This is a genomic window from Micromonospora sp. NPDC048040 (assembly GCF_055587185.1).
Genome location: NZ_JBVJGT010000002.1, coordinates 448,001 through 471,588 on the forward strand (window position 1 = coordinate 448,001; position 23,588 = coordinate 471,588).

Genomic DNA, 23,588 nt, shown 5'->3' on the forward strand with positions numbered 1-23,588 from the left:
ACCGTCAGAGCTTGTACTCCTTGAGCAGGCCGCGGGAGATGATGGTCTTCTGGATCTCCGAGGTGCCCTCGCCGATGAGCAGGAACGGGGCCTCCCGCATCAGCCGCTCGATCTCGTACTCCTTGGAGTAGCCGTAGCCGCCGTGGATGCGGAACGCCTCCTGGACGACCTCGGCGCAGTATTCCGAGGCGAGCAGCTTGGCCATGCCGGCCTCGACGTCGTTGCGCTGGCCGGCGTCCTTGAGGCGGGCGGCGTTGACCATGAGGGCGTGCGCGGCCTCGATCTTGGTGCCCATCTCGGCGAGCTTGAAGGCGACCGCCTGGTGCTTCGCGAGCGGCTGGCCGAAGGTGCGGCGCTGCTGGGCGTACGCGACAGCGAGTTCGAAGGCGCGGATGGAGATGCCGCAGGCGCGGGCGGCGACGTTGACCCGGCCGACCTCGATGCCGTCCATCATCTGGTAGAAGCCGCGGCCGACCTTCTCCGCGCCGCCGAGGACGGCGGTCTCGGGGACGGTGACGCCGTCGAGCACCATCTCGGTGGTCTCGACGCCCTTGTAGCCCATCTTGTCGATCTTGCCGGGGATGGTCAGGCCGGGCGCGGTCTCGCCGAAGCCGGGTTCCTTCTCCAGCAGGAAGGTGCTCATGTTGCCGTAGACCGAGTCCGCGCCGGTGTCGGTCCTGACCAGGGTCGCCACGACCGAGGAGTACGCCCCGTTGGTCAGCCACATCTTCTGGCCGTTGATGACGAACCGGTCGCCGTCGCGGACCGCCTTCGACTTGATCGCCGAGACGTCGGAGCCGCACTCCGGTTCCGACATCGAGAACGCGCCGCGCACCTCGCCGGTCGCCATCTGCGGCAGCAGCCGGGCCTTCTGCTCGACGGAGCCGTGCTGGGAGATCAGGTACGCCACGATGAAGTGGGTGTTGACGATGCCGGAGATCGACATCCAGCCCCGCGACAGCTCCTCGACCACCAGGGCGTAGGTGAGCAGGGACTCGCCGAGCCCGCCGTACTCCTCGTCGATGGTGAGGCCGAAGAGGCCCATCTCGCGCATCCCGTCGAGGATGTCGGTCGGGTACTCGTCGGCGTGCTCCAGCCGCTGCGCGTGCGGGATGATCTCCTTGTCGGCGAACTCCCGGACCGTTTCCAGGATCGACCGCTGCACATCGGTCAGGCCGGGCGTCTGGGCGAGTCGGGCCATCTCAGCCTCCGGGGGTCGGCGCCTTACTCATGGGTAACTGAACGCTCGGTCAGTATCAGCCGCCTGGCGGGCGAGGCCAAGGTGACCAGTCCACACAACCGCTGTGAAAAGGTTCACCGCTGCGGGTAGCGTCCGGCAAGAGGGGACGTGATCAGCCACCGGCAGGAGGAGACCGTGAGCCAGCCACCGCCGCCGGGCCCGCCCGATCCGGACCGGCCGCCGTCGCCCTGGGAGCCCCCGCCGGGCCACGACCCGTCGCGGTCCGAGCCACCACCGTCGTGGTCCGAGCCGCCGCCGTCGTCCGGGCAGCCGCACGCCCTTGAGCAGCCCACCTCCGGCACGCCCCCCTACGAACAGCCGGAGTACAGGCAGCCCGGCCACGAGCAGCCCGCGTACGGGCAGCCCTCCTACGAGCGGCCCGGCGAGCCGCCGCACGGCCAGCAGTGGGCGCACCAGCCGCCGTACGCCCCGCAGGTGCCCTACGGGCAGTACGGCCCGCCGTCCGGCCCCCGCCCTGGCGGCGGCACCAACGTGCTGGCCATCCTGTCGCTGGTGCTCGCGTTCGTGTTCGCCCCGGCCGGCATCGTGCTCGGGCACCTGGCCAAGCGGCAGATCCGCACCACGGGCGAGGAGGGCGACCAGCTCGCCACCTGGGGCCTCGTCCTCAGCTACGTCTTCACCGGGCTGGGCCTGGTCGCCTGCTGCGGCTGGATCGCCCTGGTCATCGCCGCCGGCGACCACGGCACCACCTACTGACGCCCGCCGTCGGCCCGGCTCAGCGGAACTGTGCCTCGCGGACGCTGTTGCCGCCGTCCACCACCAGCATCTGCCCGGTGATGTACGACGCTGCCGGTGAACAGAGGAAGGTGATCGCCGCGGCCACCTCGTCCGGCGTGCCGGGGCGGCCGACCGGGGTGCCGAGGCCCTGCTTGATCTCGGCGACGGTCGAGGCCGCGGTGTGGATGGTGCCCGGGGCGACCGAGTTGACGGTCACCCCGTCGGCGATCATCTCCATCGCCAGTGCCCGGGTCAGCCCGACCACGCCCGCCTTGGCCGCCGCGTACGCCGCCTCGGTCGGCAGGGCGTTGACCGGCCCGGCGGTGGCCGCGAGATTGACGATCCGGCCCCAGCCCCGTTCGGCCATGCCGCCGATGAAGGCCCGGCTGCACAGGAACGCGGTGGTGAGGTTCCGGTCGATCTCGCCGCGCCACTCGTCGTAGCTGAGCTGGGCGACCGGGCGCAGCACCTCGGGGCTCGCCCGGCTGGCCAGCCCGGCGTTGTTCACCAGCACCTCCACGTCGCCGAGCTGCTCGGTGACCGCGTCGGCGAGCGCTCCGACCTCCGACTCGTCGGTGAGGTCGGCGACGAAACCGGTGACGCCCAGCTCGCTGGCCCGCTCGTGGATGCGTCGGGTGGTGGAGACGATGGCCACCCGGGCGCCGAGATCGGTCAGCCGGCGCGCCGTCGCGTACCCGATGCCGTCCGGGCTGCCCGCCCCGGTGACCAGGGCGACCTTCCCGTCGAGCCGCATCGTCACCGGGTCCGGCAGTGGCGCCGGCTCGTCGATGCCGGCGGGGCTCGCCGCGGCGGCGGCCCGGGTGCGCCGGGCCAGGCCGGGGCGGCTCACGTCCCGTCTCGGTCGGCTTCCGGAGCGGTCCGCGGCTCGCGCGTCAATCACCATGCCAGGATCCTGCCCGCTTCCCGGGGCCCGGGCAACGCGGCACACCCGGTGGCGACCCCCCAGGGTTTGCGCCGGCGTGACTACCCTGACGGGCGCACCCGCACCCAACGGAGTAGACGAATGACATATCCCCCGCCGTCCGGCGGCTGGAACGACCCGGCGTGGTCGGGCCAGCAGTCGAGCCCGCCCGCCGACCCGGCGAGCGGCCAACCCATCCCCACCCAACCCACCGCCGACCCGTACGCCCCGGCGGACCCGTACGCCCCGGCGGACCCGTACGCGGGCGGCGACCCGTACGCCGGCATGAAGCAGGCGGACCCGTCCGCGCCCGCCGGATACCCGCCGCCGGCCTACCCGACCTACGGCTACGGCGCCCCGCAGAAGACCAACGGCATGGCGATCGCCGCCCTGGTGCTCTCCCTGGTCGGCTTCACGTCCTGCATCACCGCGCCGGTCGGTGCGATCCTCGGTCACGTCGCGGCCAAGCAGATCCGGCAGACCGGCGAGGGCGGCGAGGGCATGGCGAAGGCCGCCATCATCATCGGCTGGATCCTCACCGGCCTGCTCGTGCTGCTGATCCTCTTCTACGTGGGGATCTTCGTCCTGGCGATCACCCAGAGCAGCTCCAGCAGCAGTTACTGACGCAACCGTGCCGCCCCGGCGCGGGCCGGGGCGGCACGGATCGTACGGTGCGGCCTCACTCCGCCGGTGGGGTGAAGGTGGAGGTCCGGGTCATCCCGGCCGCCCGGCCCTTCGCCGCGACGACCAGCGCCATCTTGCGCGACGCCTCGTCGATCATCTCGTCACCGAGCATCACGGCGCCGAGCCGACCGCCCGCCTCCGAGGTGTAGTGCTCGTACGCGTCGAGGATCAGCTCGGCGTGGTCGTAGTCGGCCTGGGCCGGCGAGTAGACCTCGTTGGCGGCGTCGATCTGGCCCGGGTGCAGCACCCACTTGCCGTCGAAGCCGAGCGCCGCCGAGCGCTTCGCCACCTCGCGGAACGCGTCCACGTCGCGGATCTGCAGGAACGGGCCGTCGATGGCCTGCTTGTCGTGCATCCGCGCGGCCATCAGAATGCGCATGAGGATGTAGTGGTAGGGGTCGCCCGGGTAGTCCGGGATGAGGGCGCCGACCACCAGGGACTTCATGTTGATGGAGGCCATGAAGTCGGCCGGGCCGAAGATGATCGTCTCGACGCGGGGCGAGGCGGCGGCGATGGCGTCCACGTTGACCAGGCCGGCGGCGTTCTCGATCTGCGCCTCGATGCCGATCCGGCCGACCTCCAGGCCGAGCGTCTTCTCCAGCTGGGTCAGCGTCATGTCGAGCCACTGCACCTGGGCCGCGTTCTGCACCTTCGGCAGCATGATGCAGTCGAGGTTCGCGCCGGCCCCCTCGACCACGTCGATGACGTCCCGGTAGGTCCACGGGGTGGTCAGGTCGTTGACGCGCACGACCCGGGTCTTGCCCGACCAGTCGCCCTCGTTGAGCGCCGCGACGATGTTCTTCCGGGCGTCGGGCTTGGCCAGCGGGGCGACCGCGTCCTCCAGGTCCAGGAAGACCTGGTCGGCGGGGAGGCCCTGGGCCTTGCCGAGCATCTTGACGCTGGAGCCGGGTACCGCGAGGCAGGACCGGCGGGGGTGACCGACTGCGGCCATGGATGCGCTCCTTCCAGCGTGCGGCGGGCACGCCGACGCCACCTGACGAGAAAGGCGAGAACTTAACGATCCCAAAGGGGCTTTGTGACGCCACGGTAACCTCGTGCCGTGACCGGGGTGAATGGACCTGTGGAAGATTTCACTGGGCGTCGGCTGGTGGTGGTGACCGGGGCCAGCTCGGGCATCGGGCTGGCGGCCGCCGTCGACCTGGCGCGCCGCGGTGACCAGGTGGTACTGGTCGGCCGGGACCCGGCCCGGCTCCAGGCCGCGGCGGAGCAGGTGCGCGAGGCGTCCGGCGAGCGGCCCGAGCTGTTCCGGGCCGACTTCGCGGTGCTGGACGACGTCCGCCGGCTGGCGGAGAAGCTGCGGGCCGCGTACGACCGGATCGACGTGCTGGCCAACAACGCCGGCGCGATCGTCCTCCAGCCGCTCACCACCGTCGACGGTTTCGAGCTGACGGTCCAGGCCAACCATCTGGCCCCGTTCCTGCTCAGCAGCCTGCTGCGGGACCGGATCGGCCGGATGGTGGTGACCGCCTCCGCCGCGCACCGCAGCGGCGCGCTCGACCCGGACGACCTGAACGCCCCGCTGCGCCGCTACCGGCCGATGCAGGCGTACGGCACCAGCAAGCAGGCGAACATCCTCTTCACGGCCGAGGCGGCCCGGCGCTGGCCGGAGATCCCGGCGTACTGCCTCCACCCCGGGGTGGTGCGCACCCGGTTCGGCAACGACAGCCGGCTGGTCGCCCTGGGCATGCGGCTGCTGCCGTTCCGCAGCCCCGAGAAGGGGGCCGAGACGCTGGTCTGGCTCGCCAACCAGGACCCGTCCCGGCTGCGTACCGGCGGCTACTACGCCGACCGGCAGCCGCGCCGGCCGCTGCGCAAGGCGGCCGACCCGCAGCTCGCCGCCCGGCTCTGGGCGGCCAGCGCCGAGGCGGTCGGCGTCGCGGGATAGCGGTGTCGCCCGTGACCGCCCCGCTGCCGTACTCCGCCGCATGACGACGGGGAACGACACCGCCGCGCGCGACGCGACGGCCGGCGGCGGAGGCGGCGACACGCTGCGGGTGCTCGGCACGGACGAGGAGCTGGCGGCCCGGCTCGACGCCGAGCTGACCGCCTTCAACAACCGGGCGACCGGCGCGGCCGACGAGGCCGACCTCTCCGTCCGGGTCACCGACGCCGCCGGCGAACTCGTCGCCGGGCTGACCGGCTGGACCTGGGGCGACTGCGCCGGCATCAACATGGTGTGGGTGCGCAAGGACCGGCGGGCCGAAGGCTGGGGCGGCCGGGTGCTGGAGGTCCACGAGGTCTGCACGTGCCCCCTACAGGCCGATCCGCCGGAGGGCTGTGTTCACTGTGGACTTGCTGATACGGTGCGTTGCAGTGATCGACGCCGATCAGTGGAGGGAGAGCGCACATGACCGAGCAGGTTGAGGCCTTCGAGCCGGTGGTGTCCGACGACTACGACCAGGAACTGACGTGCCTGGAGCCGCCGGTTGATGCCTGATCAGTCATGCGTGTCCGGGTGTCGCGGCTGGTCGTCTTCCTGTGGCGTGATGGTCAGTTGGTCTGCGACGATCCGCTGAGGCACCGGCAGTTCGCGTTGACTGTTGAGGCTGAGAGGCTGCTGCGCGACTACGCCGACTGGGCCGAGCTCGACGGCCGGCTCGCGCAGCAGCTCCTCAACGCCCACGTTCTCATCGCCGAGGGTTCACCGGAGCACGCTCAGGAGGAACGCCTCGGTGCCTGGCGCGACCTCGGGCCTGCGGCCACCTACTACCACCTGGCCAGCCGCACGCTCGGCAGCGACGTCTTCCGCTCCGCGGCCGAGGACGCCGCGGTGCTTCGCGCCAAGGCCGGTCAGCCGGACCCGGTCAAGGAGTATGACGGGCCGCGAGTCGCCCTACCCCATGCCGACCCGCCTGTGGTCGACTTCACCAGGGTCCTTGCGGCCCGGCGGTCGACGCGATGGTTCGACCCGGAACGTCCGGTGCCGCTGTCGGCATTCGCCGCCCTGCTGCGTTGGACGGCCGGTGTCCGTCGCGAGGTGGAGGTTTCGGGAGTCGGGACGACGTTGCTCAAGACCGTTCCGTCCGGCGGGGCCCGTCATCCGGTCGAGGTCTATCCGGTGATCCGCGATGTAGAGGGGCTGGAGCCCGGCGTCTACCACTATTCGGTGCGCCACCACGAACTGGTGCGGTTCGCGGCCGCGAGTGGCGAGGACCGGCTGCGCGAGTGGTGCGGTGGGCAGCCACACGCCGCCCAGGCCGGCTTCCTGCTGATGTACGCGGCGCTCCTCGATCGGACCGTGTGGAAGTACCCGGCCGCGCGCGCGTACCGTGCGCTCCTGCTCGACGTCGGCCACCTGAGTCAGACCGTGTACCTCACCGCGACCGCGCTCGGTCTCGGGACGTTCTTCACCGCCGCCACCCGCGACGCGCTTGTCGAGGACGCCCTCGGACTGTCCTGGTCGGATGAAATCTTCCTCGGCGTGTCCGGCGTCGGCGTTCCGCATCCCGCTGAGCGGGAACGCCAGGCGGCGATGCTCGCCGGCGGCGAGGCGGCCTTCTCCTTTCCCCCCGACGCCTGGCACGGACTCGGCGAATGACGCCGAGGGTAACCGTCGACCTGGCCAGGCTGGACGCGAACATCTCGCGATACGGCAAGCTCGTGGGCGAAGCCGGTGTCGCCGTGCGCGCACACGTCAAGGGGCACCGAAGTCCCGAGATCGCCGCCCGGCAGGTGGCCGCGGGCGCGGTGGGCATCGCGGTCCACTCCGCAGCCGAGGCCATGGCCTACCTGGAGGTGGGCGTGACGGACGTGGCGGTAGCCTGGCCGTGGCGTGATCCGTGGCGTTGGACCAGGTTCGCCCAGCTCGCGCGACACTGCGCGGTGACGGTGCACGTGGACCACCCGGACGCGGTGACCGGGCTCGGCGCGGCGGCCGTGGACCACGGTGTCGAACTCGACGTACGGATCGAGGTCGACACCGGTCTGCACCGGGTCGGCGTCAGCCCCGACGCGGCCGGGGAACTGGCCGCGTCGATCGCGGAAACCCGCGGGCTGCGCCTGGCGGGCGTGACCGGGTACGTGGGGATCACCGACTCCGCCACCGTGCGCGACAGGGTTGGTCTCGGCCGCCGCCAGGCGCAACTGCTGGTGTCGGTCGCGAAGCGGATCCGCGCGGCCGGACCACCCTGTCCGGCGGTGAGCGTCGGCGGCACGCCGACCCTCGTCGGCGCGCTGGACGTCGCTGGCGTGACCGAGGTCTGCGCCGGCGCGTACGCGCTGCTCGACGGGGGGCTGGCCCGGTTCGGCGAGTGCGACCCCGATGCGGTCGCGATCGCCGTCACCACAACCGTCACCGGGAACGACGGGTCGGTGCTGCACACCGACGCCGACGCGCTGCTCGCAGGCGCCGACCAGACCTGGATGACCGGTGTCGTGATGACCGGGCTCGACGGCACGCCGGTCGCTGCGGAGTCGGCGTCCGTCGGCGACGAGTTGCGGGTGCTGCCCGGGCACGTGTGCCCCGTGGTGGCTCGCCAGCCGCTGCTGCACGTGCTCGACTCGGGCGAGCCGGTGGCGCGGTGGCAGTCGTTGGTCCGCCCGGATCGGGCATGACCGACGCCGTCGCGTCCGTGGAACGACCGGTGAACCCGCTGCGCCAGCGCCGGTTCGTCCTGTTCGCCACCGCCAGGACGATCTCCGTCTTCGGCAACGCGATCGGCCCGCTCGCGCTGACCTTCGCCGTACTCGATCTTCCCGACGGATCGCCTCCGGCGCTGTCGCTCGTCCTCGCCGCGATCTCGGTGCCCAGAATCGCGCTGATGCTGCTCGGCGGCGTCATCGGCGACCGGCTGCCACGCCACCGCGTGCTCGTGGCCGCAGAACTGATGTGCGGCACTGCCTACGGCGGGATGACCCTCCTCGTACTGACCGGGCGGGCAAGCGTCGCCGCCCTCGCCATCTGCGCGGCCGTCGCCGGCACCGCCTCGGCCCTCCTGCTGCCCTCGCTGAACGGACTGACCGCCGAACTGGTCGCGCCACAGGAGCGGCAGCGCGGCAACGCCGTGCTGCGGCTGGGTACGAACACCGCCACGGTGGCGGGCTTCACCGTGGGCGGCGCGCTGATCACCTGGCTGGGGCCGGGTTGGGCACTGGCCCTCGACGCCGCGACGTTCGCCGTCGCCGCCGGACTTCTCGCGCGGCTGCGCCTCGCCACGGCGCCCCGGACAACCAGGCGAGATCTGCCAGCCGAGCTCGGCGACGGTTGGCGTGAGTTCGTCGGGCGGCCCTGGCTGTGGCGGATCGTGCTCTCCGCGGCCGTGATCAACGCCGCCGTCGGGGTCACCTTCGGGCTCGCGGGGCCGTTACTCGCTAGAGCGCACCTGGGTGGCGCGGGCGCGTGGTCCGGCGTCCTCGCCGGGTACGCGGTGGGCATGTTCGCCGGTGTGCTGGTCGCGATGCGCATCAGGACGACCCGTCCCCTGCGCACGGCCGTACTCGCCGTCTCGCTGCTGGGACTACCGGCGTTACTGCTCGGCTCCGGCGCCGCGCTGCCGTTCGTGATCCTCGCTGCCGTGCTGGCAGGCGTGGCCTTCGATGTCTTCGGCGTGCTGTGGGAGACGACCGTCCAGTCCGAGGTGCCGACGGAGGCGATGTCCCGCGTGAGCGCGTACGAGTGGCTGGGGGCGGTGGGACTGGGACCGCCGGTCATGATCGCCGCCGGTTTCGTCGTACCCGGAATCGGCGTACGGACGGCCCTGCTCGGCCTGGCCACGGTGATCTTCGTCGCGGCGCTCGTCCCGTTGGCCAGCTCCCCCGTCCGGCACTACGAAAGGCAACTTGATGGCCGAGTACGTTGACGCCTTCGCCACGGCGTATGACCGCTTCTGGGCGCCGTACCCGGAGCGGATGGGCGACGCGTGGCTGCGGCTGCACGCGCACGTGGCACCCGGGTCTGAGCGGAGCCTGCTCGATGTCGGTTGCGGTACCGGCATCGTGGCCGCCCGGTTCGCCTCCGCCGGCTATCGGATCGTCGGGGTCGACGTCTCCGAGGCGATGATCGCCCGCGCCCGCGAACGGCTGGCCGGCACCGACACGGTGCTGATCGCCGCGGACGCCGCGGCCTTCGAGGTGCCGCGACCCTGCGCGTTCGCGGTCTCCACGTACGACATCCTCAACCACGTCGGCGGAATCGACCGGATCCGTGCCTACCTGCGCTGCGTCCACAGGGCAGTCACCCCGGGCGGATGGTTCGGCTTCGACATGTCCACGATCAAGGGACTCCTCGCCGACGTACCGTCGGTCACCCGCCAGGATGAGACAGCCTCGGTCGTGGTGACGCGGGGCCCGCTTGACGGCGATCGCCGCCCGCTGCACATCACCGGTGAGCTACGCACCGGCGACGGCCGCGCGACCCCGTTCGCCACGACGATCAACAACACCGCTCACCCCGTGGCAGACGTGCTCTCCGCCCTGGCGGATGCCGGCTGGGTGCCGAGCCACGTCGCCGCCATTGACGACCTGCTCACGCCGGTACCGGACCCGGAGGCGCTGCCCAGGGTCGCGGTGCTCGCCCGACGCGACTGACGACCACGCCGCAGCCGTCCCTCGACGCCGCCCGGGCGGCTACCCGTCCAGGTGCACCGGCAGGCTGGTGACCACCACCCCGGGCAGCCGGCGCAGCGCCGCGCGGAGCCGGTGCTCGGTACGGCTGTGCAGCGGCCGGTGCCAGCGGCTGCGTACCACCACCTCCGGCACGACGACGGTCAGCACCAGGTCGGCGCGGGAGGCGTGCAGCGCCTCCAGATAGTGCGCGAGCGGCCCGATCACCGCCCGGTACGGGGACACGATCGTCTCCAGCCGCAGGTGGTCGCCCCATGCCTGCCACTGCTCCCGGAACCGGTCCGCCTCCGGCTCCTCGGGGGCGATGTGCACGGCCAGCGTCGGCTGCCCGAGCGAGGCCGCGTACGCCAGGGCCCGCAGCGAGGACCGGTTCAGCCGGGCGACCGGCACCACCACGAGGTGGCGTACCTGCTCGGGCAGTTCCTCGTCCTCGGGCGCGGCGGGCCCGGCGGCGGGCGGCCGCGCCGGCACCACCGGCGGCCCGGGCGCCGTGCCGGCCGGCGGCGGGTGCAGCGCGAGGGACCGGTGCAGCATCCGGTAGTGCCGCTGGATGGCCCGGAACAGCAGGATCAGCAGCGGCACGGCGACGACCACCACCCAGGCGCCCTCGGTGAACTTGGCGACCGCCGCGGTGACCAGGACCAGCCCCGAGAAGACGGCGCCCACCGCGTTGATCGTCGCCCGGCGTCGCCAGCCGGGCCCGCGCCGGCGGCGCCAGTGCACCACCATGCCCGTCTGGGACAGGGTGAAGGCCAGGAACACCCCGACCGCGTAGAGCGGGATCAGCGCCTCGGTGCGCCCTCGGAAGGCCACCAGGATCACCGCCGCCGCGGCGGTCAGCGCGACCAGCCCGTTGCTGAAGGCGAGCCGATCCCCCATGTGCAGGAACCGGCGCGGCGCGTGACCCTCCCGGGCCATGAAGAACAGCAGGCGGGGAAAGTCGTTGAAGGCGGTGTTCGCGGCCAGCAGCAGGATCATCGCCGTCGCGGCCTGGACCAGCCCGTACCAGGGACCGCTGGGAAACGTGACCCGGGCCAACTGGGAGAGCATCGACTGCTCGGCGGTGGGCACCAGCCCGGACAGGTGGATCAGCCCGATGAGCCCGAGAAAGAACAGCACCAGCATCGCGACCATCCAGGTCAGCGTGGTGCGCGCGTTGCGCCACTCCGGCCGCCGGAACGCGGGCACCGCGTTCGAGACCGCCTCGATGCCGGTCATCGACACCGCCCCGGAGGAGAACGCGCGGAGCACCAGCAGCAGCCCCAGCCCTTCGACGGCCGGCACCGGCGGCGGGTCGACCGGGACGAACCCCCGCTCGGCCACGCGGAACCAGCCGACCGCGAGCAGCGTCAGCAGCGCGACGACGAAGGCGTACGTGGGCAGCACGAAGAGGTTGCCGGCGGTGCGGACGCCCCGCAGGTTGCCGGCGAGCAGCACGCCGACCACGGCCAGCCCGAGGGGCACCGTCCAGCCGGTCAGCCCCGGGACCGCCGAGGTGACCGCCTTGACGCCGGCGGAGACGGACACCGCCACGGTCAGCACGTAGTCCATCATCAGACCCGCCGCCGCGGCGAGGCCCGCCCCCGCGCCCAGGTTGTCGCCGGCCACGATGTACGAGCCGGCCCCGTGCGGGTAGGCGGCCACGGTCTGCCGGTAGGAGACGCCGACCGCGACCATGAGCAGCGCCAGCCCGGCGGCCAGCGGCAGGGACAGCCCGAGCGCGCCGCTGCCGGCGAGCAGCAGCACGGCGAGCATCGCCTCCGGCCCGTACGCCACCGAGCTGAGCAGGTCGGAGGAGAGCACCGGCAGGGCGACCAGCTTGCGCATCCGCTCGTAGAGCACGGCGGCGCTGCTCAGCGGCGGCCCGAACAGCAGCCGCCGTAACCGGGTGCCCGCCCGGCCGAGGCGGGTGCCGGGCAGGTTCGCCGGCTCGGCGGCGACCAGCTCGTCCGGCTCCCCGACCCGGAACATCGCGATCGGGGCGAGCCGGCCGAACCGGGTCGGGGCCGGCTGGCCGGGATGACGACGCAGCGCCGGATCGACGGGCAGGGTGTCCCCGCCGGGTGGTCGGCCCGGCCGGGCGGCCCGCCAGCGGTCGCCGATCCGGCGCAGCGCACGCAGCTCGTCGGGGTCGAGTGGCGGGAACTCGGCCGACGGCGTGACGACCGTGCCACGATCGCCCTTGCCGCCGTCCCGCTTCGCCATCCGCCGTCCCGTCCCGTGTCTTCCCTCCCCCGCACTCTCACGGACGCGGCCGCCTCCGGCGGGCGGAACGGCGGTTCTCGCGGCAAAGAGTGGTTGGCGGCAGGCCGACCGGGCCCGGGGCACGGGGTGACGGGCGGTCAGTCGCGTAGCGGGCCCACGTCGGCCGGGACGGCGGCGGACGCCGGGACGCGGCGGGCGGCGCGGGCGCCGCCGAGCACCACCACCGCGACGCCGGCCAGCAGCAGCGCCAGCCCGGACAGTGCGGTGACTCGGGGCAGTTGCCCCAGCCAGGCCCAGCCGATCAGGGCCGCGCCCGGGGCCTCCAGCAGGACCAGCACGCTGATCGTGGTCGCCGAGACCCGGCGCAGCGCGTAGTTGAACATCGAGTGCCCGAGCAGTTGGGCGCCGGCCACCAGGGCCAGCACGGCGGCCCAGGTGCCGGTGTCGAAGCCGGTCAGCGGCACCCCGCCGACCAGACAGACCACCAGCAGGAGCAGCGCGCAGACCCCGTAGCAGATGGTGGTGTACGTGGTCGTGCTGATCGTCGTGCGGGCCCGCTCGCCGAACGCGGTGTAGACCGCCGCGAACATCCCGCCGACCACCGCCAGCAGGTCGCCCGCGAAGGCCCGGCCCGAGACGCCGAAGTCGGCCCCGGTGGCGAGGGCCGCCCCGGCGACCGCCACCCCGATGCCGACCCACACCGCGACCGGCAGGCGGCGGCCCTGGCCGCGGGCGATCAGGCCCTGCCAGACCGGCTGGGTGGCGCCCAGCGCGGTCGCCGCGGCGACCGAGGTGAGCTGGGCGCTCGGCATCCAGGTGGCGAAGTGGGCGGCGAGGGCGACCCCGGACAGGACGCAGTAGAGGCCCTCGCGCCGCCCGGCGCCGACCGTCAGCGACCGGAACTCGGCGCGCCGCCGGCCCAGCGCGTACGGGACGAGCACGGCGACCGAGAGCGTGTTGCGCCAGAACGCGACAGCCAGGGCGGGCGCCGCCGCGAACGCCACCAGCGGGGCGGACGACGAGACGGCGGCGACGGCCAGGACGAGCGCCCCGGTGGTCACCGGGTCGAGCGTCGGGCGGTGTGGTGCGGTGGGCACGGGGAGCAATCCTCACACGGCACGGGCCACCACGGACGGTCAACGCTCGGTTACGATCATGCCTGTCCGCGCCGGCGACCCCCTCGACCGCCCGGAGGCGCTCCCATGCCCACCTACCAGGCGGTGCTGTTCGACTTCTTCGGCACGCTGACCTGTTCCGTGCAGCGGGGCGCGGCGCACCGGTCGACCGCCGAGCTGCTCGGCTGCCCGCCCCACACGCTCGTCGACGTGCTCGACCGCACCTTCTACGAGCGGGCCTGCGGCCGGTACGGCAACGCCGAGGCGACGCTGCGCTGGGTCTGCGAGCAGGCCGGCGTGCACCCCTCGGACGACGCGGTCCGGTCGGCGGTGGCCTCCCGCCACCGGGCCGTACGCGCCGACACGCGGCTGCGCGACGAGGCGGTGCCCACGCTGGCCGCGCTGCGCCGGCGCGGCCTGCGGACCGGGGTGATCAGCGACTGCACTCACGAGTTGCCGGCGTTCCTGCCGCAGTTGCCGGTCGCTCCGCTGCTCGACGTGCGGGTCTTCTCGGTGCAGGTCGGGCGCTGCAAGCCGGACCTGGCGCTCTACCAGGCGGCGTGCGGGCGGCTCGGCGTGGCCGCGGCGGACTGCCTCTACGTGGGCGACGGCGGCAGCCAGGAGCTGACCGGGGCGGAGCGGGCCGGCATGACCGCGGTGCGGCTGGCCGCGCCGGACCTGGCCGAGCACATGGTGTTCAACGCCGACGCGGCCTGGCGCGGGCCGGTGCTGCGCTCACTCGACGAGGTGGTCGACCTGGTCGACCGGTCGCCGATGCCGGCGGGCACGCCGGCGTCGGCGGGGGCACCCGTGTCGGCGGGGGCACCCGTGTCGGCGGGGGCACCCGTGCCGGCGGGCTGCCTCTCCTGACCCGGCCGTGCCCGCGGCCCACGACGTGACCGGCCCGGTCTCAGCGGCGGCGGACCCGGTGCAGGCGGAACGGCTTGCGGATCGCCCGGACCACCGGCGCCTCCCGGGGCACCTCGGCCAGCGAGCCCGCGGGCAGCGCGGCGCCGGCGAGCGGCTCCCCGGCCGGGGCCAACCGGTTCACCGCGCAGCCGTCGGCCGCCCAGCGGTCGACCAGCTCGGTGGTCGGCCCGGGCGCGTTGAGCCGCTTCGCGGCCACCAGCGGCGCCGTGGTCTCCCAGTGCTCGGTGCCCGGCACGAGGCGGCTCACCCGGGCCGGCCAGGTGACGATCCGCCCGCCGTGGTCGCCGCGCAGGGTGACCTGGGCGTCGGTGGCGTCGGCCAGCCCCGGCGCGGACTGCTCCCCCGGGCCGCTGACCACGAAGAGCGCCCCTTCCAGGGGGACGCACCAGAGGGCGAGCGACGGCCCACCGGGCACGCTCACCCAGGCCACGGCGGCCTTCTTCATCGCCTCGTCGACCAGCGGCGTGCTGGTCCGGTCCGCGTCGGTCACACCGGCATCCTCCCGCACCTGCCCCCGTCCCGTCAGCGCCGCCCGGCGTCCGGCCGCGTGGCCGGTGGGCGTGGCGGCACGGATCGCCCAGGTCAGCCGACGAACGGGGGGACCATGATCTCGCCCCGGGCCACCGGCATGACGTGGCCGGCCACGGTGGCGCCCACCGCCTGGCCGCCGGCGGCGGTCACCGTGCAGGCCAGCACGGACGGGCGGTTGATCTCGATGCCCTGGTGGACGGTGTACGCCGCGCGCCCGTCGGCGGGAAGCAGGCCGCTGGCGACCAGCCACACCCCGAGGCCCAGGGCGGCCGAGCCGGTGGCCGGGTCCTCCGGCACGCCCAGTCCGGGAACGAAGACCCGCGCGTGCGCGGTTTGCGCGGCGGCGTCCCAGGAGAAGACGCTGACATGCTCCACTCCGTACCGCTGTGCCGCCGCCGCGTTCACCGTGGCACGGGCCACCGCGTCCGGGCGGACCGGGAGGTACGGGAACTCCAGCCCGCAGCCGGCCACCCGGGGCGCCGGGCCGACGTGGTCGTCCACGGTCAGGCCGGCCACCTCCAGCAGCGGCTCCGGGTCCAGCTCGGGGCCGAGGGTGGGAACGCCGCCGGTCAGCGTGGCCCCGGTCGCGGTCACCTCGATCGGGAGCACGCCCGCGCCGCACTCCTGGGTGACCTGCCCCGCCGGGAAGAGCCCCCGGCGGCTGGCGGTCACCGCCGCGCCGACGCTGGGATGCCCGGCGAAGGGCAGTTCCTCGGCCGGGGTGAAGATGCGGGCCCGGTAGGTGGCGCCGACCTGGGTGGGCGGAAGCACGAACACCGTCTCGGAGAGGTTGAACTCACACGCGAGCGCCTGCATCTGCTCGGTGGCCAGCGCTTCGGCGCCGAACACCACGGCCAGCGGGTTGCCGGCGAACGGGCGGTCGGTGAAGACGTCCACGATCTCGTAGGCCAAGGTCGACATGTTGATAAACACTAGGCGCTTAGGCTGGTGCCCGTGAGCACGCCGACCCGGATCTACATCGCCCGGCTCGCCGGGGTCGCCGTCTTCGACCCCAACGGTGACCAGGTGGGCCGGGTCCGCGACGCGGTGGCCCGGCTGCGGCCGACGCAGCGCCCGCCGGAGGTGGTCGGGCTGGTCGCCGAGATGCCGATGCGGCGGCGCATCTTCCTCTCCATCAACCGGATCACCTCCATCGACGCCGACGCGGTCGTGCTCGGCAGCGGCACGCTCAACCTGCGGCGCTTCGAGAAGCGCCCGAACGAGCTGCTCGTGCTCCAGGAGCTGCTCGACCGGCGGGTGCAGGTCGAGCCGGGCGGGCAGCCGGGCTCGGTGGTCGACGTGGCGATGGAGTGCAGCCGGGGCGGCGAGTGGTCGCTGACCCGGGTGGCCGTACGCGAGCAGACGGGCCGGCTGAGCCGCCGGGGTCACCTGCACCAGGTCGAGTGGGAGCGGGTACGCGGGCTCAGCGGCATCGCCGACAGCCGGGGCACCGCCAACCTGCTCGCGGTGCTGGAGGACATGCGCCCGGCCGACCTCGCCAACGCCCTCCAGGACCTGCCCGACGCCCGGCGCAACGAGGTCGCCGCCGCGCTGGACGACGAGCGCCTGGCGGACGTGCTGAGCGAGCTGCCGGAGCACGACCAGGTGGAGATCCTGGCCGCGCTGGACCGGGAGCGGGCCGCCGACGTCCTGGAGGAGATGGACCCGGACGACGCGGCCGACCTGCTCAGCGAGTTGCCGCCCCCGGAGCAGGACGTGCTGCTCGACCTGATGCAGCCGGACGAGGCCGACCCGGTGCGTCAGCTGCTCAAGTACACGCCCGGCACGGCGGGCAGCGTGATGACCTCCGAGCCGGTGATCCTGCCCCCCGACGCCACGGTCGCCGAGGCCCTGGCCCGGATCCGGGAGCCGCAGCTCTCGCCCGCGATCGCCGCACAGGTCTTCGTGTCCCGGGCGCCGATGACCACCCCGACCGGCCGCTACCTCGGCATGGTGCACTTCCAGCGGCTGCTCCGCGAACCGCCGGCCGACCTGCTCGGCGGGGTGGTGGTCAACGACATCGACCCGCTGCGGGCCACCACCCCGCTGCCGGAGATCACCCGCCGGATGGCCACGTACGACCTGGTGGCCATGCCGGTGGTCGACCGCAACAACCGGCTGGTGGGCGCGGTCACGGTCGACGACGTGCTGGACCACCTGCTCCCCCGGGACTGGCGGGACCGGGACGCCGCCGCGAGCCCGGCCGCCACCGAGCCGGTGGGCGGCGCGGATGGCTGACCAGCGACGGGCGCCGCGGCTCGACCAGCCGCGCGAGCCCCGGGGCGTCAAGCTGCCCCGGTTCGACCCGGAGGCGTTCGGGCGGTGGTCGGAGGGCATCGCCCGGGGCATGGGGACCGCGAACTTCATCGTCTACATGACGGTCGTGATCGCGCTCTGGTTCGGCTGGAACACCCTGGCCCCGGCACACCTGCGCTTCGACCCGTACACCTTCACGTTCCTGACCCTGGTGCTGTCCCTCCAGGCCAGCTACGCGGCCCCGCTGATCCTGCTGGCGCAGAACCGCCAGGCGGACCGGGACCGGGTGGCGCTGGAGGAGGACCGCCGGCGGGCGACCATGCAGAAGGCCGACACGGAGTACCTGGCGCGGGAGATCGCCGCGCTGCGCAACGCGATGGGCGAGGTGGCTACCCGGGACTTCCTCCGCTCGGAGCTGGCCCGGCTGGCCGAGGAGCTGGACGAGGCGAGCCACCGTCGGCAGCGGTTGGAGCGCCGCCAGCAGGAGCGGTCCGCGCAGCGCGAGCAGGGCGGGGACGGGCTCGACGAGCCCCGCGACGAACTGGACGGCGACTGGGCCCGGGACGGCCGGCCGGAGGCCCGGGAAGCCTGAAAAACGCCGCTCGCCCCAAGGGGTCGGGCGAGCGGCGTTCGCCTTTATCGTCCCACTTCGCACCGTAGGCGGTCCACCCCCAACCGCCGTCATCGATTCGCTCACACCGGGCCCCGCTGGCGGCGGCGCGGGGTCACCCCCGACGTAGCATTGCGGGCATGTCAGCACCCGTCAGCACCGTCTCCGACGCGATCCAGGCCGCGCTGGCCACCGTCAACGACCCGGAGATCCGCCGGCCCATCACCGAGCTGGGCATGGTCCGCTCCGCCGAGGTCGGCGACGACGGCGTCGTACGGGTCGAACTGCTGCTCACCGTCGCCGGCTGCCCGCTGAAGGACAAGCTGCGCGCGGACATCACGGCGGCGGTCGGCGCGGTGCCCGGGGTGACCGGCGTGGAGATCGAGTTCGGTGTGATGAGCCCCGAGCAGCGCCAGGAGCTCCAGGCGAAGCTGCGTGGCGGCGGCGCCTCCCAGGAGCCGGTCATCCCGTTCGCCCAGCCGGGCTCCCGCACCCGGGTGTACGCGGTCGCCAGCGGCAAGGGCGGCGTCGGCAAGTCCAGCGTGACGGTCAACCTGGCCGCGGCGCTGGCCGCCCGCGGGCTCTCCGTCGGCGTGGTCGACGCGGACATCTACGGCCACTCGGTGCCCCGGATGCTCGGCGCGGACGGCCGCCCGACCCGCGTCGAGGACATGATCATGCCGCCGCAGTCGCACGGCGTGAAGGTCATCTCGATCGGCATGTTCACCGCCGGCAACGCCGCCGTGGTGTGGCGCGGCCCGATGCTGCACCGGGCGTTGCAGCAGTTCCTCGCCGACGTCTACTGGGGCGACCTGGACGTGCTCCTGCTCGACCTGCCGCCCGGCACCGGCGACGTGGCCATCTCGCTGGCCCAGCTCCTGCCCAACTCCGAGATCCTGGTCGTCACGACGCCGCAGGCCGCCGCCGCCGAGGTGGCGGAGCGGGCCGGCGCGATCGCCCTGCAGACGCACCAGCGCGTCGTCGGCGTCATCGAGAACATGTCCTGGCTGGAGCTGCCGGACGGCTCGCGGATGGAGGTCTTCGGCGCGGGCGGCGGCCAGACGGTCGCCGAGTCGCTGACGAAGACCATCGGCGCGCAGGTGCCGCTGCTCGGGCAGGTGCCGCTCGACACCCGGGTCCGCGAGGCCGGTGACGAGGGCACGCCGATCGTGCTGGCGGAGCCGGAGTCGCCGGCCGCGAAGGCGCTGGGCCAGGTCGCGGACCGGCTCGCCCTGCGGCGGGAGTCGCTGCTCGGCAAGCCGCTGGGGCTCAAGCCCGCCGGCCGCTGATCCGCCCGCCGGCCCCGCCGGCGCTGTCGCCACCCGACCGGGGCGGCGTTCCCCAGGGAGCGCCGCCCCGTCGCCGTTCCCACGAGGCGTACGGCGCGGCGCCGGCCCGGCGACCTGCGGGCGTCGGCCGTCCGCCCGGCCCGGCGCCCCGTCGCGAACGATGCCGGGCAGGCCGGGGGCGCTGGTCAGGCCGAAGCGGTGGGCGCGGGGTCAGGTGGCGTCGTCGTAGCTGACGCGGGGGGCGGGGGCCGGCGCGCCGCCGGTGGCGGTGCTCGGACGGGTGCCCTTCGACCGCAGGTCCGCGGCGGAGGCGACGTCCTTCAGCTCGTTGTGCACGCCGGTGACGTCCGCGCGCAGGTTGTCGTAGACGCCCTGCAGCGGCTTCCGGATCGCCTGCTCGTCCTCCTCGCTGAGCAGGTGCTTGCGGATGAACGCCTTGGGGTGCAGATCCTCCAGCTGGATGTCGGTGCCCAGCTCCCGGCTGAGGTCGGTGGTGGCACTGCGGGCCATGTTGCGCAGGTTGCGCACCATCCGCAGGCCGTCACTGATCACGGCGGGCAGCCGGTCGCCGAAGATCAGCAGCGCCAGGAGCAGCAGCCCACCGATCTCCCACCAGTTCAGGTTGTCGAACACTGCACGGGCCTCCTCTCCGCGTCAGCAGCAAGACTACGCACGTCGGACGCCGCGCGGGGAGGGGGTGACCGGCTGCTACTTGGCGTCTGCGGCCAGCGTCACGGAGGCGTTCTGCCGGTCGGAGCCCCGGCGGTACTCCACCGTCACCACCGAACCCGGCGCGAACTTCCGCACCAGGGCGATCAGGTCGGTCGGCTCGGTCATCGGCCGCCCGGCGAGCTTGAGGATCACGTCGCCGGCCCTCAGCCCCGCGCCGGCCGCCGGCCCGGACGGCTCGACGGCCGCCAGGCGTACGCCGGCCCCGCCGGTGCCCGCGCCCTGCCCGCCCACCTGGGCGCCGATCACCGTCCGCCGGGCCTTGCCGGTGCCGATGATGTCCTGGGTGACCCGCTTGGCCTGGTTGATCGGGATGGCGAAGGCGAGGCCGATGTTGCCCGCCTCCTGCCCGTCCGAGACCAGCGACTTGATCGTCGAGTTGACGCCGATCACCCGGCCGGCCCCGTCGACCAGCGGGCCGCCGGAGTTGCCGTGGTTGACCGCCGCGTCGGTCTGGATCGCCGCGTAGTAGCGCGTGGGGCCGCCCGGCTCGCCGGCCTGCATCGTCCGGTCCAGCGCGCTGACGATGCCGGCGGTGACCGTGTTGGCCAGCGAGAGCGGCGACCCGATGGCCAGCACCGGGTCGCCCACGGCCAGCGCGTCCGAGTCACCGAACTCGACCGGGCGCAGGCCCGTCCGGGAGACCTTGATCACCGCGATGTCGGACTCCGGGTCCTGCCCGACCACGGTGGCCGGGGCCGAGCTGCCGTCGTTGAAGATCACCGACGCCTTGCCGCCGGTCGCCCCCGCCACCACGTGGTCGTTGGTGATCACGTGCCCGTCGGCGCTGGCGACGAAGCCGGAGCCCTCGCTGGTGCCGCCGAGGCTGGCCACCCGGACGGTCACCACGCTGGGCAGCACCCGCTCGGCGACCCCGGCAAGCGACTCGGGCCGGCGCTGGGCCAGGCCGGGGGCCTGGGGGTCGGCGCCGAGCACCGGCCCGCCCCCGGCGCCGCCGCGCACCGCGAAGGCGTACCCGAGGGCGCCGCCGAGACTGCCCGCGAGCAGCGCGGTGATCAACGGGATGAGCAGCAGTTGGCGCAGCGTCGGCCGGCCCGGTGCGTCCGGGTCGCTGACCGGCTCGGGCTCGGTGCCGGGGCTCGGGGCGGCCGGCACCACCACCGCGGCCGGCGCGGCCGGGTCGCGCCACGGGTCGGCGAGCGCGTCGGACCACCAGGGCGATGTCGTGCCGCCCGCGGCGCCCTGGAGCGCCGGTGGCGGCCCCGCCGGCGGGTACCCGGGCCCCGGCGGTCGCGCCGGTGCCGGAGTCCCCCCGGGCTGGCGCCAGTCCCAGCCGTCGGTCACGTCGGTGCCTCCCAGTCCTTCCCCGGATCCCGCGCGCCACGGAACCGGCGAGGGGGCCGCCCGGTCGCGATCGACGGAATACCGCTTCCAGGATTACACGGATGCCACGTACTCAGTCACCGGTTGCCGGCCGTGATCGTCGGGTGGCGGACGCGCGGCTGCGTCCGTTCGACGTCGCCTCTAGGCTCACAGTGCCCACCCGCCCCCGCACCACTCGCGCCGCCCGGAGGTGTCCCATCGCCACGGTCGCCGGTTCCGGCAGTTCGACGACCCAGGCCCTGCAGTTCGCCGAGTCCTACGTGACCGAGGACCTCGTACTGCGCACCGCCCGCAGCCTGGCCCGGGAGGTCGGCCTCGACGCGGTCACCCCCGGCGCCGGGGCGGCGCTGCGGCTGCTCGCCGCCGCCGGCAGCGCCCGCGCCGTGGTGGAGATCGGCACCGGCACCGGGGTCAGCGGGGTCTGGCTGCTCCGCGGCATGCGCGCCGACGGCGTACTCACCACGATCGACGTGGAGGTGGAGCACCAGCGCATCGCCCGCCGGATCTTCGCCGAGGCGGGCTTCGCCGCCGGCCGGACCAGGATCATCACCGGTCGGGCGCTGGACGTGCTCCCCCGCCTCGCCGACGGCGCGTACGACCTGGTCTTCGTGGACGCCGAGTCGACCGGGTTCGCCGCCTGCGTGGACGCGGCGCTGCGCCTGCTGCGGCCCGGCGGCGTGCTGGCGCTCAACGGCATGCTGGCCGACGGTCGGATCGGCGACCCCGCCGCCCGGGACGTCGAGACGGTCACCATCCGCGAGACGATCAAGGCGGTCCGGGAGTCGGAACACTGGACCCCGGCGCTGCTGCCGGTCGGCCACGGGCTGCTCGCCGCCGTCAAGTGCTGACCGGGCGCCGGCCCGCCGGGGGCCGGCGCCGCCCGGCGGTCAGCCCAGCGTGCCCAGCCAGCGCAGCAGCGAGCGTACGCCCCAGCCGGTCGCGCCCTTGGTCAGCTCGGCGTCGTCGCCCTCGGCCCACGACGGCGCGGACATGTCCACGTGCAGCCACCGGTCGCGCAGCTCGCCGGTGAACTCGCGCAGGTAGAGGGCGGCCATCACCGAGCCCGCGCCCCGGTCCGGCGAACTGTGCAGGTCGGCCAGCTCGCTGCCGAGGTGCTCGGTGTAGTCGGCGGGCAGCGGCATCCGCCAGGCCGCCTCGCCGGCGGCCGCGATCGCGGCCAGCACGTCGGCGGCGAGCCCGTCGTTCTCGCTGTAGAGCGCGCCCATCCGCTTGCCCAGCGCGACCGCGTTCGCCCCGGTCAGCGTGGCGAGGTCCACCAGCAGGTCGGGCTTGAGCTGGGCGACGGCGTAGGCGAGCGCGTCGGCGAGGACCAGCCGCCCCTCGGCGTCGGAGTTGGTGGTCTCGCTGGTCGTGCCGCCGTAGTGGCGGACGATGTCGCCGGGGCGGAACGCCGAGCCGCTGAGCATGTTCTCCGCCAGCGGCGCGAGCGTGGTGACCCGGACGGGCAGGCGCAGCGCCGCCGCGCCGAGGGTGGCCGCGACCACCGCCGCCGCGCCGGCCATGTCCTTGCGCATCAGCTTCATCGCCGGCACCGGCTTGATCGAGATGCCGCCGGTGTCGAAGGTGATCCCCTTGCCCACCAGCACCACGTGCGTACGCGCGTCGGCCGGTCGCCAGTCCAGCTCGACCAGGCGCGGAGCGCTGGCCGAGCCGCCGCCGACCGCGAGGATGCCGCCGAAGCCCTCCGCCGCCAACTCCTCCGGGCCGCGTACCCGCAGGTGCAGGTCCGGCACGTCGACCTCGGCCGCGGCGAGCGCAACCTGGCCGGCGAACCACTCCGGGTTCTTGACCGACGACGGGGTGTTGGTGAGGTCGCGGGCGAACCTGGTCATCCGGGCGGTCGTGCCGGCAGCCTCCACGGCCGGCGCGTGCGCGTCCGGGTCGGCCACCACGACGTCGACCCCCGCCAGCGCCGCGGTGGCGCCCGCCTCGGTCAGCCGGAACCGGTACGACGCCAGCAGCAGTCCCTCGACCAGCCCGCGTACGGCCGCCGGGGTGACCCCGGCCGGCATGGCCAGAGTGACGCGCGTCTCATCCCTGGCGGCCCGGGCGAGTGCCGCGCCGGCCGTCCGCCATTCCGCCTCGTCGCCCTCGCCGATCCCGAGCAGCAGCAGCCGGCCGGGGTCGCGCCCGGGCCGGAGGTGCGCCTGGACCTCGCCGGGCCGCCCGGTCGCGCGCGCGGCCGGGACCAGGGCGGCGGCCTCCTCGGCCACGCCGTCGGGCAGCGCCACGTCGGTCGGGACCGGCCGGGCCGGGGCGTCGTCGGCCGAGGCGGGCCGCACGGGCAGTACGAGGACGTCGGGCCGTTCCGGCTCGACGAGCAGACGGATGGCGAGCACGCGGAGCCGTACCTCCAGGAAAGCTCGCGGAGCCGGGCTCCGCGGGAAATGAA

General features: G+C 74.0%; 23 protein-coding genes. 13 read left to right on the forward strand and 10 right to left on the reverse strand.

Annotated elements, in window-relative coordinates; genetic code table 11:
• Window positions 1-4 precede the first annotated feature (4 nt).
• Complete coding sequence (locus tag ACZ6O2_RS04380) at window positions 5-1,201, reverse strand: acyl-CoA dehydrogenase family protein (RefSeq protein WP_466021961.1); 1,197 nt, start codon at window positions 1,199-1,201, stop codon at window positions 5-7.
• A 174-nt stretch (window positions 1,202-1,375) separates the two neighbouring features.
• On the opposite strand from ACZ6O2_RS04380, the gene ACZ6O2_RS04385 reads away from it, so the two are divergent.
• Window positions 1,376-1,957 (forward strand): DUF4190 domain-containing protein, encoded by a 582-nt coding sequence (locus ACZ6O2_RS04385; protein ID WP_466021962.1) that lies wholly within the window; start codon window positions 1,376-1,378, stop codon window positions 1,955-1,957.
• A 19-nt stretch (window positions 1,958-1,976) separates the two neighbouring features.
• On the opposite strand, the gene ACZ6O2_RS04390 is transcribed toward ACZ6O2_RS04385, so the two are convergent.
• A complete protein-coding gene (locus tag ACZ6O2_RS04390; protein WP_466021963.1) occupies window positions 1,977-2,882 on the reverse strand; it encodes an SDR family NAD(P)-dependent oxidoreductase in 906 nt (301 codons plus the stop codon).
• Window positions 2,883-3,002: 120 nt separating this feature from the next.
• Between ACZ6O2_RS04390 and ACZ6O2_RS04395 the strand changes: the two genes are divergently transcribed.
• The gene (locus ACZ6O2_RS04395) at window positions 3,003-3,524 is read left to right on the forward strand and encodes a DUF4190 domain-containing protein (protein ID WP_466021964.1); all 522 of its coding nucleotides are present in this window, start codon (window positions 3,003-3,005) and stop codon (window positions 3,522-3,524) included.
• Between the two features lie 55 nt (window positions 3,525-3,579).
• On the opposite strand, the gene ACZ6O2_RS04400 is transcribed toward ACZ6O2_RS04395, so the two are convergent.
• Window positions 3,580-4,536 (reverse strand): HpcH/HpaI aldolase/citrate lyase family protein, encoded by a 957-nt coding sequence (locus ACZ6O2_RS04400; RefSeq protein ID WP_350701486.1) that lies wholly within the window; start codon window positions 4,534-4,536, stop codon window positions 3,580-3,582.
• A gap of 129 nt (window positions 4,537-4,665) precedes the next feature.
• On the opposite strand from ACZ6O2_RS04400, the gene ACZ6O2_RS04405 reads away from it, so the two are divergent.
• The 6 genes from ACZ6O2_RS04405 to ACZ6O2_RS04430 all read left to right on the forward strand — a co-directional run bounded on the left by ACZ6O2_RS04405 (window position 4,666) and on the right by ACZ6O2_RS04430 (window position 10,130).
• Window positions 4,666-5,490 carry an SDR family NAD(P)-dependent oxidoreductase gene (locus ACZ6O2_RS04405; protein WP_350701487.1) on the forward strand — a complete coding sequence of 275 codons (825 nt, stop codon included), beginning with the start codon at window positions 4,666-4,668 and terminating at the stop codon, window positions 5,488-5,490.
• 40 nt (window positions 5,491-5,530) lie between these two features.
• Window positions 5,531-5,956, forward strand: coding sequence for a hypothetical protein (locus ACZ6O2_RS04410; protein WP_466021965.1), 426 nt, complete (start codon window positions 5,531-5,533; stop codon window positions 5,954-5,956).
• Between the two features lie 92 nt (window positions 5,957-6,048).
• Window positions 6,049-7,143, forward strand: a complete 1,095-nt coding sequence (locus ACZ6O2_RS04415; RefSeq protein ID WP_466021966.1) for a SagB/ThcOx family dehydrogenase — start codon at window positions 6,049-6,051, stop codon at window positions 7,141-7,143.
• On the forward strand, window positions 7,140-8,159 hold the full coding sequence (locus tag ACZ6O2_RS04420; RefSeq protein ID WP_466021967.1) for an alanine racemase: 1,020 nt from the start codon (window positions 7,140-7,142) through the stop codon (window positions 8,157-8,159). Before ACZ6O2_RS04415 ends, ACZ6O2_RS04420 begins: the two co-directional genes overlap by 4 nt.
• Entirely contained in the window at window positions 8,156-9,403 is a 1,248-nt protein-coding gene (locus ACZ6O2_RS04425; protein ID WP_466021968.1) for an MFS transporter, read from the forward strand. The genes ACZ6O2_RS04420 and ACZ6O2_RS04425 overlap by 4 nt, the downstream gene beginning before the upstream one ends.
• A complete protein-coding gene (locus tag ACZ6O2_RS04430; RefSeq protein WP_466021969.1) occupies window positions 9,387-10,130 on the forward strand; it encodes a class I SAM-dependent DNA methyltransferase in 744 nt (247 codons plus the stop codon). The genes ACZ6O2_RS04425 and ACZ6O2_RS04430 overlap by 17 nt, the downstream gene beginning before the upstream one ends.
• A 39-nt stretch (window positions 10,131-10,169) precedes the next feature.
• Here ACZ6O2_RS04430 and ACZ6O2_RS04435 read toward each other — a convergent pair whose 3' ends face one another.
• Window positions 10,170-12,371, reverse strand: coding sequence for an APC family permease (locus ACZ6O2_RS04435; protein WP_466021970.1), 2,202 nt, complete (start codon window positions 12,369-12,371; stop codon window positions 10,170-10,172).
• Between the two features lie 137 nt (window positions 12,372-12,508).
• Entirely contained in the window at window positions 12,509-13,468 is a 960-nt protein-coding gene (locus tag ACZ6O2_RS04440; RefSeq protein WP_466021971.1) for a DMT family transporter, read from the reverse strand.
• 105 nt (window positions 13,469-13,573) lie between these two features.
• Between ACZ6O2_RS04440 and ACZ6O2_RS04445 the strand changes: the two genes are divergently transcribed.
• Window positions 13,574-14,356 carry an HAD family hydrolase gene (locus ACZ6O2_RS04445; RefSeq protein ID WP_466021972.1) on the forward strand — a complete coding sequence of 261 codons (783 nt, stop codon included), beginning with the start codon at window positions 13,574-13,576 and terminating at the stop codon, window positions 14,354-14,356.
• A gap of 40 nt (window positions 14,357-14,396) precedes the next feature.
• Here the strand turns inward: ACZ6O2_RS04445 and ACZ6O2_RS04450 are convergent, their stop codons facing one another.
• Together ACZ6O2_RS04450 and ACZ6O2_RS04455 are read right to left on the reverse strand one after the other, a co-directional pair.
• Entirely contained in the window at window positions 14,397-14,906 is a 510-nt protein-coding gene (locus ACZ6O2_RS04450) for a hypothetical protein (RefSeq protein ID WP_350701503.1), read from the reverse strand.
• 92 nt (window positions 14,907-14,998) lie between these two features.
• Window positions 14,999-15,868 carry a PhzF family phenazine biosynthesis protein gene (locus ACZ6O2_RS04455; protein WP_350701505.1) on the reverse strand — a complete coding sequence of 290 codons (870 nt, stop codon included), beginning with the start codon at window positions 15,866-15,868 and terminating at the stop codon, window positions 14,999-15,001.
• A 33-nt stretch (window positions 15,869-15,901) separates the two neighbouring features.
• Between ACZ6O2_RS04455 and ACZ6O2_RS04460 the strand changes: the two genes are divergently transcribed.
• From ACZ6O2_RS04460 to ACZ6O2_RS04470, 3 genes are all read left to right on the forward strand, one after another.
• A complete protein-coding gene (locus tag ACZ6O2_RS04460) occupies window positions 15,902-17,185 on the forward strand; it encodes a magnesium transporter MgtE N-terminal domain-containing protein (protein ID WP_350701507.1) in 1,284 nt (427 codons plus the stop codon).
• Window positions 17,178-17,795, forward strand: a complete 618-nt coding sequence (locus tag ACZ6O2_RS04465) for a DUF1003 domain-containing protein (RefSeq protein WP_350701509.1) — start codon at window positions 17,178-17,180, stop codon at window positions 17,793-17,795. Before ACZ6O2_RS04460 ends, ACZ6O2_RS04465 begins: the two co-directional genes overlap by 8 nt.
• Window positions 17,796-17,953: 158 nt before the next feature.
• Window positions 17,954-19,102, forward strand: coding sequence for an Mrp/NBP35 family ATP-binding protein (locus ACZ6O2_RS04470; RefSeq protein WP_357693996.1), 1,149 nt, complete (start codon window positions 17,954-17,956; stop codon window positions 19,100-19,102).
• Between the two features lie 210 nt (window positions 19,103-19,312).
• On the opposite strand, the gene ACZ6O2_RS04475 is transcribed toward ACZ6O2_RS04470, so the two are convergent.
• Both ACZ6O2_RS04475 and ACZ6O2_RS04480 read right to left on the reverse strand, forming a co-directional pair.
• Window positions 19,313-19,735: a twin-arginine translocase TatA/TatE family subunit gene (locus ACZ6O2_RS04475; RefSeq protein ID WP_393302290.1), complete on the reverse strand. Its 423-nt coding sequence runs from the start codon at window positions 19,733-19,735 to the stop codon at window positions 19,313-19,315.
• A 75-nt stretch (window positions 19,736-19,810) separates the two neighbouring features.
• Window positions 19,811-21,136 (reverse strand): S1C family serine protease, encoded by a 1,326-nt coding sequence (locus tag ACZ6O2_RS04480; protein WP_466021973.1) that lies wholly within the window; start codon window positions 21,134-21,136, stop codon window positions 19,811-19,813.
• A 299-nt stretch (window positions 21,137-21,435) separates the two neighbouring features.
• Here ACZ6O2_RS04480 and ACZ6O2_RS04485 point away from each other — a divergent pair, with 299 nt between their 5' ends.
• Complete coding sequence (locus ACZ6O2_RS04485) at window positions 21,436-22,023, forward strand: O-methyltransferase (RefSeq protein WP_350701514.1); 588 nt, start codon at window positions 21,436-21,438, stop codon at window positions 22,021-22,023.
• 39 nt (window positions 22,024-22,062) lie between these two features.
• Here the strand turns inward: ACZ6O2_RS04485 and ACZ6O2_RS04490 are convergent, their stop codons facing one another.
• On the reverse strand, window positions 22,063-23,535 hold the full coding sequence (locus ACZ6O2_RS04490) for a leucyl aminopeptidase family protein (protein ID WP_466021974.1): 1,473 nt from the start codon (window positions 23,533-23,535) through the stop codon (window positions 22,063-22,065).
• Window positions 23,536-23,588 lie beyond the last annotated feature (53 nt).

Excerpts from the sequence above, each read along its gene's own strand:
- ACZ6O2_RS04380 (WP_466021961.1), bottom strand. The coding sequence starts at position 1,201 with ATGGCCCGACTCGCCCAGACGCCCGGCCTGACCGATGTGCAGCGGTCG.
- ACZ6O2_RS04390 (WP_466021963.1), bottom strand. The coding sequence starts at position 2,882 with ATGGTGATTGACGCGCGAGCCGCGGACCGCTCCGGAAGCCGACCGAGA.
- ACZ6O2_RS04395 (WP_466021964.1), top strand. The coding sequence starts at position 3,003 with ATGACATATCCCCCGCCGTCCGGCGGCTGGAACGACCCGGCGTGGTCG.
- ACZ6O2_RS04400 (WP_350701486.1), bottom strand. The coding sequence starts at position 4,536 with ATGGCCGCAGTCGGTCACCCCCGCCGGTCCTGCCTCGCGGTACCCGGC.
- ACZ6O2_RS04410 (WP_466021965.1), top strand. The coding sequence starts at position 5,531 with ATGACGACGGGGAACGACACCGCCGCGCGCGACGCGACGGCCGGCGGC.
- ACZ6O2_RS04415 (WP_466021966.1), top strand. The coding sequence starts at position 6,049 with ATGCGTGTCCGGGTGTCGCGGCTGGTCGTCTTCCTGTGGCGTGATGGT.
- ACZ6O2_RS04420 (WP_466021967.1), top strand. The coding sequence starts at position 7,140 with ATGACGCCGAGGGTAACCGTCGACCTGGCCAGGCTGGACGCGAACATC.
- ACZ6O2_RS04425 (WP_466021968.1), top strand. The coding sequence starts at position 8,156 with ATGACCGACGCCGTCGCGTCCGTGGAACGACCGGTGAACCCGCTGCGC.
- ACZ6O2_RS04430 (WP_466021969.1), top strand. The coding sequence starts at position 9,387 with ATGGCCGAGTACGTTGACGCCTTCGCCACGGCGTATGACCGCTTCTGG.
- ACZ6O2_RS04435 (WP_466021970.1), bottom strand. The coding sequence starts at position 12,371 with ATGGCGAAGCGGGACGGCGGCAAGGGCGATCGTGGCACGGTCGTCACG.
- ACZ6O2_RS04445 (WP_466021972.1), top strand. The coding sequence starts at position 13,574 with ATGCCCACCTACCAGGCGGTGCTGTTCGACTTCTTCGGCACGCTGACC.
- ACZ6O2_RS04455 (WP_350701505.1), bottom strand. The coding sequence starts at position 15,868 with ATGTCGACCTTGGCCTACGAGATCGTGGACGTCTTCACCGACCGCCCG.
- ACZ6O2_RS04465 (WP_350701509.1), top strand. The coding sequence starts at position 17,178 with ATGGCTGACCAGCGACGGGCGCCGCGGCTCGACCAGCCGCGCGAGCCC.
- ACZ6O2_RS04470 (WP_357693996.1), top strand. The coding sequence starts at position 17,954 with ATGTCAGCACCCGTCAGCACCGTCTCCGACGCGATCCAGGCCGCGCTG.